We start from the raw sequence: 11561 nt of genomic DNA, 5'->3' as shown, positions 1-11561 counted from the left end.
CGCCGGTCGCGCCCGCGGCTCGGCGATCGGCCCCGGGCGCCGATGTCAGGTGCCCTGCGTCAGTCGCGGGCCGCGAAGCGCCGGTCGAGCCAGGCGAGCAGGTCACCGCGGACGTCCTGCTGCATGACCTCGTTGAAGATCTCGTGACGACCGCCGGGGTAGACGAGCGTGGTCACGTCGGTGAAGCCCGACCGGCTGCGATAGGCGTCGGCGAGCTTGTGCACGCTGCGGGGTCCGCCGACGGTGTCCTCCTTGCCCACCAGGAGAAGGGTCGGGATGTCGCGACCGAGGTTCTTGCGCGGACGCCCGAACAGCCGTGCGGCGTCAATCACACGGAACAGGCGCAGCAGTGGCACCGAGACGGTGAGCGGGTCGTCGAGGAACGCCTGGCCGACAGCCGGGTCGCTCGAGAGCCACTCCGTGCCGTTGGCGGTCGACGCCTTCCACGGCGCGTTGAGGTCGCCGGCGTTGAGGGTGCCGGGCAGGCGCAGCGCCGACCCGGAGAGCACGAGCGCGTCGTACGCGTCGGGGTGCTCGTTGACGAGGATCTGCGCGAGGAACGAGCCCCACGAGTGCCCGAGCAGCACGAGCGGCAGGTCGGGGTTCTCGCGCCGGATGATGCCGGTGAGCTGCCACACGGCGGCGACCGCAGCGGGGTGGCCGCCGGCGCCGAGGTGGCCGAGCTTGGCGTGATCGCCCCACTGCTGCAGTCCGGTACGGCCGTGGCCGCGGTGGTCGTCGGCGTAGACGATGTAGCCGTCGGCGGTCAGCGCCTCGATGAGGGCGCCGTACCGGCCGGCGTGCTCGCCGACGCCATGCAGCAGCTGCACGACGGCGCGCGGGGTGGTGACGGCGGGGTGGTGGTCGTAGACGACGGTGACGCCGTGTGCATCGACGAACGCGGGCATGTGCCGAGTCTAGAGACGGGTGTGGGCGGCCAGCGACAGGCGTAGTCTTCGCATGACTGAAGTTCGCTAGAAAAGAGAGCTAAATGGCCGATCTCGCCCGCCGCCGCTGGTTCGGACTCGTCTTCATCAGCCTCGCCGTCGCGCTCATCATCGTCGACTCCACGATCGTGAACGTGGCGATCCCCTCGATCGTCGACGAGCTCGGCATCACGTCGACCCAGGTGCAGTGGGTGCAGGAGGCCTACACCCTCGTGTTCGCGTCGCTGCTGCTGATGTTCGGCAGCCTCGCCGATCGCTTCGGTCGCCGGAGGATGCTGCTCATCGGCGTCGTGATCTTCGCCCTCTCCTCTCTCGTCGCCGCCCTCAGCCCTTCGGGCGACGCGCTCATCGCCGCGCGACTCGTGCAGGGGGTCGGCGGCGCGATGATGCTGCCGTCGACGCTCTCGCTGCTGAACGCCACCTTCCGCGGCCGCGAGCGCGGGATCGCGTTCGCGGTCTGGGGTTCGACCATCGGCGGCATGGCCGCCGTCGGACCCCTCCTCGGCGGCTGGCTGACCACCGACTTCTCGTGGCGCTGGGCGTTCGGCATCAACATCCCGTTCGCTGTCGTGATCGTCATCGGTGTGCTGCTCACGATCGCCGAATCGCGCGAGACCCGCACCGGCGGCCTCGACATCGTCGGTGCGGCCCTGTCGGTCGTGCTGTTCGGCGCCCTCGTGTTCGGGCTCATCGAGGGCCGCACCTACGGCTGGTGGACGACCGACCAGCAGCTGCGGATCGGCGGCGTCACGTGGACGTGGGGCGTCTCGCCCATCCCCTTCGCCTTCGCCCTCGCGGCGCTCGCGCTCCTCGCGTTCCTCGTCTGGGAGGTCCGGCGCTCACGGCAGGGGCACGGCACTCTGCTCGAGCTGTCGCTGTTCCGCATCTCGTCGTTCCGCAACGGCAACGTCGCCGCGATGGTCGTCTCCCTCGGCGAGTTCGGCATCATCCTCTCCCTCCCCCTGTGGCTGCAGTTCGTGCTCGGCTTCGACGCCCTGCAGACAGGTCTCGTGCTGCTCGCCCTCGCCGTCGGCTCGTTCGTGGCGAGCGGGTTCGCCGGCGCGACGAGCGGTCGCGTGTCGCCCGTGACGATCGTGCGCATCGGCATCGGGCTCGAGATCATCGGCATCGCCGCGGTCGGCTGGGTCGTCGCACCGGATGCCGCGTGGGGCTGGTTGCTGCCGGCGCTGTTCGTCTACGGCATGGGCGTCGGGCTCGCCACCGCGCAGCTGACCGGCGTGGTGCTGCAGGATGTGCCGGTCGAACTGTCCGGGCAGGGGTCGGGCACGCAGTCGACCTCGCGCCAGGTGGGCTCCGCGCTCGGCATCGCGATCCTCGGCACGGTGCTGTTCACCTCGACGGCGGGCATCCTCGGCGCGAAGCTCGACGACGCCGGTGTGCCATCGGCGCAGCGCGACCAGATCGTGAGCGCCGTCGTCGACTCCGCCGGCGGGGCGATCGCGGGACTCGCCGAGAACCCGCAGACGGCGGCGATCGCCGACGATGCGAAGGCGGCTCTCTCCGAGGGCACCCGCCTCTCCGCCTTCTCGGCGGCCGGGTTCCTCGCGATCGGCCTGCTCGCGACGATCGCGCTCGGACGCCGCCGCGACCCGGAGACCGCCGTGGGCTGACCGACGCCCTGCCGCGTGACCGCGTTCCGGGCGCGGAGGCGCGATGCGCCGTTGAGATTTACTTAGCATGGCTAATTTGTTAGGCTAACGATCACGATGACCAGCCCCGAGGATGCCCCCGCCCCCGAGCTGTCGGCCGCGGCATCCGATCTGCGGATGGCCACGTTCCGGCTCGCCCGACGCCTGCGCGCGCAGCGCGCCGTCGACACCATGAGCGACGGGCAGTTCGCGGTGCTCGCGGCACTCAAGATGCACGGGCTGCACACCCTCGGTGAGCTCGCCGACCGCGAACGCGTCACCGCACCGTCGATGAACCGCACCGTCAACGGCCTCGAGGAGGCCGGTTACCTCACCCGCACCACCGACGACGACGACCGCCGCAAGGTGAACATCGAGCTCACCCGCGCGGGTCGCGAGGTCGTGGAGGAGACCGTGCGCCGCCGCGACGCCTGGCTCGAATCGGTACTCGCCGACCTCGACGAGGACGAGCGCGAGGTGCTCGCCCGCGCCGCCGCCCTCATGCGACGGGTGGCAGAGCGATGAGCGCCATGTTCCGGTCGCTCTCGGTCTACAACTACCGACTGTGGTTCAGCGGCGCCCTCATCTCCAACATCGGCGCGTGGATGCAGTCCACCGCACAGGACTGGGTCGTGCTCACGCAGCTGACGAACCACGACGCGACGGCCATGGGCATCACCATGGCGCTGCAGTTCGGCCCCCCGCTGCTGCTGGTCGGCGTCACCGGCTGGGTCGCCGATCGTTTCGACCGACGCCGCCTGCTCTACGTCACCCAGACCCTGCTGGCGATGCTCGCGGTGACGGTCGGCGTGCTGCTGCTCACGCACGTCCTGACCCTGCCGCTCATGTGGGTGTTCGCCCTCGCGCTCGGCGTCGTGAACGCGTTCGACGCCCCGGCACGCCAGGCATTCGTCTCCGACGTCGTCGCACGCGAGAACGCATCGAACGCGGTCGCACTCAACTCGGCGTCGTTCAACATGGCCCGCCTGATCGGCCCGGGCGTCGGCGGCATCCTCATCGTGATGGTCGGCACCGGCTGGATGTTCCTCATCAACGCAGCCACCTTCGTCGCCATGCTCCTCGCCCTCTCGCTGATGCGCCCCGGCGAGCTCGTGCCGCGCGTGCGCGAGCCGGGAGCCGCACGCCTCGCCGACGGCTTCCGCTACGTCGCGGGCCGCCCCGACCTCATCGTCACGTTCATCATGGTGTTCCTGGTGGCCGCATTCGGCATGAACTTCCCGATCTTCGCGTCGACCATGGCGCTGGAGTTCGGCAAGCAGGCCGACGGCTACGGGCTGCTGAGCTCGGTGCTCGCGATCGGCTCCCTGGCGGGGGCGCTGCTCGCCGCCCGCCGTGAACGCGCACGCATGCGGGTGGTCATCATCGCGACCGGCGGGTTCGGCGTGATCTCGCTCGTCTCCTCGCTGATGCCCGTCTACGTGCTCTACGCCGCGACCCTCGTGTTCGTGGGGCTCTGCACCGTCACGATGCTCGCCACCGCCAACGGCTACGTGCAGACGACGACGGCGCCGGCGCTGCGCGGACGCGTGCTCGCGCTGTACATGGCGGTCATCATGGGAGCGACGCCGATCGGCGCACCGATCGCCGGCTGGGTTGCGACGACCTTCGGGCCCCGCACGGCCATCCAGGTCGGCGCGATCGCGGGCCTGGTCGCGTGCGCCATCGGGGCCGGCTGGCTGGCGGCATCCGGTCGCCTTCACCGCAGCGAGACGCGGCGGTTCCTCCTGACGATCGACGAGACCCGTCCGCTGCGCCTGCCGGCGCCGACTCCCGAGGTGTTCAGCGATGAGATCGCCGGCACCACGCCGATCGAACTGCCCGCGGATGCCTCGCCCCGCCGCCGAAGCGGACACGACCGCACCGTGCCGCGCGGGGTCTGAGACAGGTCAGCGCCGCACACTGCGGACGCGTCGCCGACGTCAGCGGCTCGAGTAGCCGCCGTCGATCGGCAGCGAGACGCCCGAGATCATCGCGGCACCGTCGCTCAGCAGGAACACGACGGGCGCGGCGATGTCCTCTTCCGTCGCCCACTTGTGCAGCGGCATCGCCGCGAGGAACGGACCCTCGATCTCGGGACGGCCCCAGTACCAGGCAGACATCGGCGTCATCACGACCGTCGGGTTCACGCTGTTCACCCGGATGCCGTAGCCGCCGAGCTCGAGCGCCGAGACCCGCGTGATGTTGTCGAGCGCGGCCTTGGATGAGCCGTAGGAGATGTGGCCGGTCAGCGCGACGAGGCTCGCCTGGCTCGAGACGTTGACGATGGCACCGCCGACACCGACGCGGATCATCTCCCGCGAGGCGTACTTGGTCACCAGGAGCGACCCGCGCGCGTTGATGCTCATGACCTTGTCGAAGACGTCGATGTCGGTGTCCATCGGGGTCGCGATCTCGCCGCCCCAGCCGCCGCAGTTCACGACGCCGTAGATGTCGCGACCCTCGATCGCCGCGCGGATCTCGGCCTCGGACTCGAGGTCGAACACGACCGGCTCAGCCCCGGTCTCGGCGACGATCGCCTCGAGGGTGTCCGCGGTGCGGCCGGCAGCGAGCACGTGTGCACCGGCGGCCACGAGCTGGCGGACGATGGCGCCGCCGATGCCGCCGCCGGCACCGGTGACGAGGATGGTTCGACCTGGGAAATCGTTCATGGAGGTGCTCTCTGTTCGTCATTGAAGGGATGCTGCGGCCGCGACCGCGTGGGGCAGATCGTCAGTGGCGACACACAGGATGCGCCGCGGAGGACGGTCGTGTCGCCGGTGTCATTGTTGTTATCGAATCAAGCTTGACACCGGTGACATGCCCAGCTTACGGTGCTGGAAGCTCCTTCGGGAACGCCCCCTCCGAACCGCTTCATCGACGCAGCGAACGACGCTGACGTCGCCTCGAAAAGGAACCGTCCGACGTGACCCCTCCCCCGGCCGCACCACCGTCCCTGACGGTGTCGCACGACGTCGGCGAGCTCATCGACCGCGCCCGTGCGCTCGCATCGACCGGTGCCCGCCGCGTGCTCGGAATCACCGGAACGCCCGGTGCGGGCAAGTCCACCGTGTGCACGCAGCTGCAGGACGCCCTCGGCGCGCAGGCCGTCATCGTCGGCATGGACGGCTTCCATCTGGCGAACGCCGAGCTGAGACGGCTCGGCCGCCGTGACCGCAAGGGCGCCCCTGACACATTCGACGTCGACGGCTACATCGCCCTGCTCGCACGGTTGCGCGATCAGTCCGGCACCCCGATCTATGCACCCGTGTTCGACCGCGACCTCGAGGAGTCGATCGGATCCGCGCTGCGCGTGCCCGCTGACGTCCCTCTGATCATCACCGAGGGGAACTACCTCCTCCACGACGGCCACGGCTGGGAGCGGGTCGCCCCGCTCCTCGACGAGGCCTGGTTCCTCGAGGTCGAGCCCTCGATCCGTCGGCGACGCCTCGTCGCCCGTCGCGAATCGCACGGGAACCCCCACGACGAAGCCGTCGACTGGGTCGGTTCGGTCGATGAGCCCAACGCCCAGCTCGTCGAGTCCGCGCGAGACCGCGCCGACCTCATCATCCGCGTGGCCGACACGGCATCCGCCGACGCCACCCCGACCGAAGGAGACATCCGATGACCATCGAAACCAGGACGCCGGTGTTGGAGGCGCGGGGGTTGTCTCGTCAGTTTGGTCATGTGCGGGCGTTGAACGAGGTCGATTTCGAGGTGTTCCCGGGGGAGGTGACCGCGTTGATCGGGGACAACGGTGCGGGGAAGTCGACGTTGGTGAAGGCGTTGTCGGGGAACCTGGCGGTGGACTCGGGGACGATCCTGTTCGACGGGAAAGAGGTCGACATGTCGACGCCGTCGGCGGTGTCGGCGTTGGGGATCGAGACGGTCTACCAGGACCTCGCGTTGGCGCCGCATCTGGACCCGGTGCAGAACATGTATCTGGGTCGGGAGATCCGCCGGGCGGGTCTTGCGGGGGCGCTCGGGTTCATGAAGACGAAGGAGATGGCGCGGGCGTCCCGGGTCGCGTTCGACGAGCTGGGTGCGACGGTGCGGGCGTTGACGTCGCCGGTCGGGGAGATGAGCGGTGGTCAGCGGCAGGCCGTCGCGATCGCCCGTGCGGTGCACTGGGCGTCGCGGGTCGTGTTCCTGGACGAGCCGACCGCGGCTCTCGGGGTGCGGCAGACGCAGAACGTCCTCGAAACGATCCGGCGGGTGCGGGACAAGGGCATCGCGGTCGTGTTCATCTCCCACTCCATGCCCCACGTGATCGAGGTCTCCGACCGTATCCAGGTCCTGCGTCTGGGCACCCGCGTCGCGAACATCCCCGCGAAAGACACATCCATGGAAGAACTCGTCGGACTCATGACCGGCGCCGTCACGCGTGAGAGCGCGGCGCGGCCGGCATCGGCGACCGACGGTCACCCCGCAGCCGAGGAGACGACCCGATGAACGCCACCAAGCCGCCGACCGAGACCGTCGCGATCGGCACCATCGCCGAGCCGAAGTCGGGCGCCATCCGAGGACTCCTGAGGGCCCAGTCGTTCCAGATCCTGCTGGTGCTCGCCGTCATCATCGTCGTGTTCAGCGTGATCGCGCCCGACACCTTCGCGCAGTGGTCGAACTTCCGCCTGGTGATCCAGAACGCGTCGATCCTCGCCGTGCTCGGTGTCGGGATGACGTTCATCATCATCACCTCCGGTATCGACCTCTCCGTCGGATCGGTGCTCGTCTTCTCCGGCGTCGTCTCCGCGATGACGATGCGCGCGATCGGCGGCGACGGCTGGGGTGTCGCCACGATCGGCATCCTCGTCTCGATCGCCTCCGGCATCGTCTGGGGCCTGTTCAACGGCTTCCTCATCGCCAAGGGCAAGATCCCGCCCCTCATCGTCACGCTCGGCTCCCTCGGCATGGGACTCGGATTCGCCCAGATCCTCACGGGCGGTGTCGACATCCGCGAGGTGCCGCTCGTGCTCACCACCTCGATCGGCTACGGCAACGTGTTCGGCACGGTCCCGATGATCTCCGTGATCGCCCTCGTCATCGTCGTCATCGGCGGGATCGTGCTGCATTTCACGCGCTTCGGGCTCCACACCTACGCGGTGGGATCCAGCGAGATCGCGGCGCGTCGCGTCGGCGTGAAGGTCGACCGCCATCTCATCGCCGTCTACACGCTCTCGGGCGCGCTGGCCGGTGTCGCCGGCGTCCTCTCGCTCGCGCAGTTCTCGACCACGGCGATCGCCGGTCAGTCGCAGACGAACCTCAACGTGATCGCCGCGGTCGTCATCGGCGGCACGTCGCTGTTCGGCGGCGTCGGCACGATCTTCGGCACCGTGATCGGTCTGTTCATCCCCGCGGTGCTGCAGAACGGATTCGTGATCACCGGTGTGCAGCCGTTCTGGCAGCAGGTCGCCGTCGGCGCCGTGCTGATTACCGCGGTCTACGTCGACCAGGTGCGTCGCTCCGCCGCCATGCGCGGCAACTCCCAAGGCCTCTGGCGAAAGTTCGTCAGTGGGGGTCGCCGCGGGTGACGGCCCGCGACGACCTGATGAATCAACCCATCAATTCACCAAGAGAAACGGTAGTCACAATGAAGTGGAATACGAAGGCTCTGGCGGTCGTCGCTGTGGGCGCGTCCGCGATGTTCGCCTTGTCGGCTTGTTCGTCGGGATCGGGCGGTTCGTCCGCGTCGGGCGGAACGGGACCGAAGATCGCGTTCGTGCAGGGCGTGGCCGGTGACGAGTTCTACATCTCGATGCAGTGCGGCATCCAGTCCGCCGCGAAAGCCGCCGGCGCGACGGTCACCACCCAGGGACCGGAGAAGTTCGACCCCACCCTGCAGAAGCCGATCGTCGACGCGGTCGTGGCCTCCAAGCCCGACGCGCTGCTGATCGCCCCGACCGACGTGACCGCGATGCAGGCCCCCATCGCCGCGGCCGCCGCCGCCGGCATCAAGGTCGTCCTCGTCGACACCACCCTGCAGGACCCGTCCATGGCCGTGTCCCAGATCTCCTCCGACAACAAGGGCGGCGGCGCGGCCGCGTTCGACGCGATCAAGGCCGCCCACCCCGACGGCGGCAAGGTCCTCGTCGTGTCCATCGACCCCGGCATCTCCACCAGCGACGACCGCGCCGCCGGCTTCGAAGACGCCGTCGCGAAGGACTCGAAGTTCACCTCCCTCGGCATCCAGTACTCCCACAACGAGCCCGCCACCGCCGCGGAGATCGTCACCGCAGCCCTCCAGAAGGACCCCGACATCGTCGGCATCTTCGCCGCGAACCTGTTCGCCGCCGAAGGCACCGCGACCGGCATCAAGCAGGCCGGCAAGACCGGCGTGACCGTCGTCGGCTTCGACGCCGGACCCGCCCAGGTCAAGGCCCTCAAGGACGGCACCGTCCAAGCCCTCGTCGCCCAGGAACCCGGCACCATCGGAAAGGACGCCGTCGCCCAGGCCCTCGCCGCCCTCAACGGCCAGACCGTGCAAGCCAAGATCCAGACCGGCTTCACCGTCATCACCAAGGACAACGTCGACACCACCGCCAAAGACGCCGTCTACCAGTCCTCCTGCGGCTAACCACCACACCACCACCCGCCCGCGGTGGCCGGGAGCTCGTCTCCCGGCCACCGTCGGTCGACCCTGCCTCCTTTCTGCTCTGCCATCCCCTCTTCACGTTGGAGCCCTCATGAACTTCCCTGACCTCGCCGGCCGGGTCGCCGTCGTCACCGGCGGCGCACGCGGCCTCGGCTATTCCCTCGCCTCCGCCCTCGCCCGTCAGGGCGCGAGCGTCGCACTCCTCGATCTGCTCCCGGAGGTCGAGGCATCCGCCGCACGCCTCGCCGAGGAGACCGGTGTGCCGACGGCGTGGGCGACGGTCGACGTCACCGACGCGGCATCCGTCGATGCGGCATTCGCCGCCGTCCGCGGCGCCCTCGGCACCGCCGACATCCTGATCACCGCCGCCGGCATCACCATCTGGGGCGACGCCGCCGAGGTCGAGCCGTCGGCGTGGGCGCGGGTGATCGACATCAACCTGAGCGGCACCTTCTACAGCACGCAGAGCTTCGCGCGTCCGCTCATCGCCGAGGGCCGTTCCGGGTCCGCGATCCTCGTGTCGTCGATGTCGGGGTTCATCGTCAACGTGCCGCAGAACCAGGCGTCGTACAACGCGTCGAAGGCCGCTGTCGCCCACCTGGCGACCTCCCTCGCCGTCGAGTGGGCGCCGGCCATCCGGGTGAACGCGATCGCGCCGGGCTATTTCCTCTCCGACATGACGCGCCAGTTCACCGAGGCGAACCCGGAGCTCGCGGCCGACTGGGTCGCCCGCATTCCGGCCGGACGCATGGGTGAGCCCGCCGATCTCGACGGACTCGTGCTCCTTCTCGCGTCAGACGCCTCGTCGTACCTCACCGGTCAGACGCTGGTGATCGACGGCGGCTACACCGCCATCTGACTGATCGCGGACGTGAGATGTCTGCTGGTGCACCGGTCGCGTTCCTCGCCGTCGACCTCGGGTCCTCGAGCGGCCGTGTGATGCTCGGGTTGCTCGACCTCGCCGCCTCGGATCGCGGCGGTCCCGCGTGGACGATCCGCGAGGCCGGACGGTTCGCGAACGTTCCGGTGCGGTCGGCGGACGGGTGGGGATGGGACATCCCCACCCTCTGGGGCGGTGTCGTGTCGGGGCTGCGTGCCGGCGTGATCGCAGCCCGCCGGGCGGGCGCCGCGGTCGAAGGGATCGGTGTCGACTCGTGGGGCGTCGACTACGCGCGCCTGACCACCGACGGGACGTTGCGTCCGTTCGTCAGACATCACCGAGACGCGGATGCCGCGCTCGCCGCGCGTACCGCGGCGTCGCGGGACGGCTCCGCCGACTACGCCGTGACGGGCGTGCTCGACCAGGCGATCAACACGGTGCATCAGTTGCGGCAGGATGCCGCCGCCGGCATCGGGACGGCCGATGACCGCATCCTGCTGATCGCGGACACCGTCGTGCACCTGCTGACCGGTGCGGTCGGCGCCGAGACGTCGCTCGCCTCGTCGACCGCGCTCGTCGATCGGGCGACCGACGACTGGTCGGCGGCGCTCGGTGCCGACCTCCCTGCCGCATTTCCCCCGCTGACGACCGCCGGGACGCCCGCCGGCGCGACCCTCCCCGAAGTGAGCGCGCTGATCGGCGCGGCTGATCCGGTGCCGGTGTGGTGGGTGACCGCCCACGACACGGCGGCGGCGTTCTCCGCCGTCGTCGACGCGGTCAGCGCCCCGACGACGGCGGTTGTGTCCGCGGGGAGCTGGGCGGTCACCGGATTGGCCGTCGCCGCCCCGCTGCTCGTCGACGCGGCCCGCGTGGCCGGGTTCACGCAGGAGATCGGTGCACACGGCGAGACGCTCCTCGTGAAGAACATCAGCGGCATGTGGCTGCTGCAGCAGACGATGCGGGAATGGGCCGAGCTCGACGCCAAGGACGGCCGGCATCCGGTCGATCTGCACGAGCTTCTCCGGGATGCCGCGGCGTCCACGTACGGGGGCACGTTCGACCCGGCCGACCCAACGCTGCAGGCCCCCGACGATCTCGTGGGGCGGCTCGAGTCCGCGTGCGCGGCGTCGGGGGCGCTGCTGCCGGCCACCCGCTCGGATCTGGTGCGTGCCATCCTCGAGAGCCTCGCCCTCGCGTACGCGAGAACCCTCGACCAGCTCGAGGACCTCACCGGGAGCGCGGTGACCGACGTGCGCATCGTCGGCGGCGGCTCCCGCAACGACCTGCTGTGCGCGCTCACCGCGCAGCGCACCGGGCTACCCGTGATCGCGGGACCCGCCGAGGCATCCGTGCGGGGTCTGCTGTTCCAGCTCGCCGTCGCCGCCGGCCGCCTTCCGGATCTCGCCGCGGCCCGTCACCTGGTCGCCGACGACGGCGAGCCGCCGTTCCGGCGCTACACGCCGCGGACCGACGCCCCCCGCCCCATCCCCCTGCCG

At 69.9% G+C, this 11561-nt stretch carries 11 protein-coding genes; 9 read left to right on the top strand and 2 right to left on the bottom strand.

Annotated elements, in window-relative coordinates; genetic code table 11:
* Nucleotides 1-59: 59 nt before the first annotated feature.
* A complete protein-coding gene (locus FFS51_RS13065) occupies nucleotides 60-908 on the bottom strand; it encodes an alpha/beta fold hydrolase (RefSeq protein ID WP_137878600.1) in 849 nt (282 codons plus the stop codon).
* Nucleotides 909-991: 83 nt separating this feature from the next.
* Here FFS51_RS13065 and FFS51_RS13060 point away from each other — a divergent pair, with 83 nt between their 5' ends.
* The 3 genes from FFS51_RS13060 to FFS51_RS13050 all read left to right on the top strand — a co-directional run bounded on the left by FFS51_RS13060 (nucleotide 992) and on the right by FFS51_RS13050 (nucleotide 4497).
* The gene (locus tag FFS51_RS13060; RefSeq protein ID WP_045246468.1) at nucleotides 992-2578 is read left to right on the top strand and encodes a DHA2 family efflux MFS transporter permease subunit; all 1587 of its coding nucleotides are present in this window, start codon (nucleotides 992-994) and stop codon (nucleotides 2576-2578) included.
* 96 nt (nucleotides 2579-2674) lie between these two features.
* Nucleotides 2675-3121 carry a MarR family winged helix-turn-helix transcriptional regulator gene (locus FFS51_RS13055; RefSeq protein WP_249352729.1) on the top strand — a complete coding sequence of 149 codons (447 nt, stop codon included), beginning with the start codon at nucleotides 2675-2677 and terminating at the stop codon, nucleotides 3119-3121.
* Nucleotides 3118-4497, top strand: a complete 1380-nt coding sequence (locus FFS51_RS13050) for an MFS transporter (protein WP_249352728.1) — start codon at nucleotides 3118-3120, stop codon at nucleotides 4495-4497. The genes FFS51_RS13055 and FFS51_RS13050 overlap by 4 nt, the downstream gene beginning before the upstream one ends.
* A 39-nt stretch (nucleotides 4498-4536) precedes the next feature.
* On the opposite strand, the gene FFS51_RS13045 is transcribed toward FFS51_RS13050, so the two are convergent.
* Nucleotides 4537-5265, bottom strand: a complete 729-nt coding sequence (locus FFS51_RS13045; RefSeq protein WP_137878599.1) for an SDR family oxidoreductase — start codon at nucleotides 5263-5265, stop codon at nucleotides 4537-4539.
* A 254-nt stretch (nucleotides 5266-5519) separates the two neighbouring features.
* Here FFS51_RS13045 and FFS51_RS13040 point away from each other — a divergent pair, with 254 nt between their 5' ends.
* From FFS51_RS13040 to FFS51_RS13015, 6 genes are all read left to right on the top strand, one after another.
* Complete coding sequence (locus FFS51_RS13040) at nucleotides 5520-6221, top strand: nucleoside/nucleotide kinase family protein (protein WP_249352727.1); 702 nt, start codon at nucleotides 5520-5522, stop codon at nucleotides 6219-6221.
* On the top strand, nucleotides 6218-7045 hold the full coding sequence (locus tag FFS51_RS13035; protein WP_137878598.1) for an ATP-binding cassette domain-containing protein: 828 nt from the start codon (nucleotides 6218-6220) through the stop codon (nucleotides 7043-7045). Before FFS51_RS13040 ends, FFS51_RS13035 begins: the two co-directional genes overlap by 4 nt.
* Nucleotides 7042-8124 carry an ABC transporter permease gene (locus FFS51_RS13030; protein WP_137878597.1) on the top strand — a complete coding sequence of 361 codons (1083 nt, stop codon included), beginning with the start codon at nucleotides 7042-7044 and terminating at the stop codon, nucleotides 8122-8124. The genes FFS51_RS13035 and FFS51_RS13030 overlap by 4 nt, the downstream gene beginning before the upstream one ends.
* A gap of 59 nt (nucleotides 8125-8183) precedes the next feature.
* Nucleotides 8184-9167 carry an ABC transporter substrate-binding protein gene (locus FFS51_RS13025; RefSeq protein WP_056519280.1) on the top strand — a complete coding sequence of 328 codons (984 nt, stop codon included), beginning with the start codon at nucleotides 8184-8186 and terminating at the stop codon, nucleotides 9165-9167.
* A gap of 109 nt (nucleotides 9168-9276) precedes the next feature.
* Nucleotides 9277-10044, top strand: coding sequence for an SDR family oxidoreductase (locus tag FFS51_RS13020; RefSeq protein ID WP_056207842.1), 768 nt, complete (start codon nucleotides 9277-9279; stop codon nucleotides 10042-10044).
* Nucleotides 10045-10061: 17 nt separating this feature from the next.
* Nucleotides 10062-11561: rhamnulokinase (locus FFS51_RS13015; RefSeq protein WP_137878596.1), on the top strand; the 1500-nt coding region annotated here is incomplete at its 3' end.

It is taken from the genome of Microbacterium sp. 4NA327F11 (assembly GCF_005503465.1).
Lineage (GTDB): Bacteria > Actinomycetota > Actinomycetes > Actinomycetales > Microbacteriaceae > Microbacterium > Microbacterium ginsengisoli.
Note: the sequence above shows the minus strand (reverse complement) of the source record. Positions and strands in the feature narration are given on the sequence as shown.

What these genes read in the sequence shown, in the direction of transcription:
- FFS51_RS13045 (WP_137878599.1), bottom strand. Translation starts at nt 5,265, where the DNA reads ATGAACGATTTCCCAGGTCGAACCATCCTCGTCACCGGTGCCGGCGGC.
- FFS51_RS13030 (WP_137878597.1), top strand. Translation starts at nt 7,042, where the DNA reads ATGAACGCCACCAAGCCGCCGACCGAGACCGTCGCGATCGGCACCATC.
- FFS51_RS13060 (WP_045246468.1), top strand. Translation starts at nt 992, where the DNA reads ATGGCCGATCTCGCCCGCCGCCGCTGGTTCGGACTCGTCTTCATCAGC.
- FFS51_RS13050 (WP_249352728.1), top strand. Translation starts at nt 3,118, where the DNA reads ATGAGCGCCATGTTCCGGTCGCTCTCGGTCTACAACTACCGACTGTGG.
- FFS51_RS13020 (WP_056207842.1), top strand. Translation starts at nt 9,277, where the DNA reads ATGAACTTCCCTGACCTCGCCGGCCGGGTCGCCGTCGTCACCGGCGGC.
- FFS51_RS13035 (WP_137878598.1), top strand. Translation starts at nt 6,218, where the DNA reads ATGACCATCGAAACCAGGACGCCGGTGTTGGAGGCGCGGGGGTTGTCT.
- FFS51_RS13055 (WP_249352729.1), top strand. Translation starts at nt 2,675, where the DNA reads ATGACCAGCCCCGAGGATGCCCCCGCCCCCGAGCTGTCGGCCGCGGCA.
- FFS51_RS13025 (WP_056519280.1), top strand. Translation starts at nt 8,184, where the DNA reads ATGAAGTGGAATACGAAGGCTCTGGCGGTCGTCGCTGTGGGCGCGTCC.
- FFS51_RS13065 (WP_137878600.1), bottom strand. Translation starts at nt 908, where the DNA reads ATGCCCGCGTTCGTCGATGCACACGGCGTCACCGTCGTCTACGACCAC.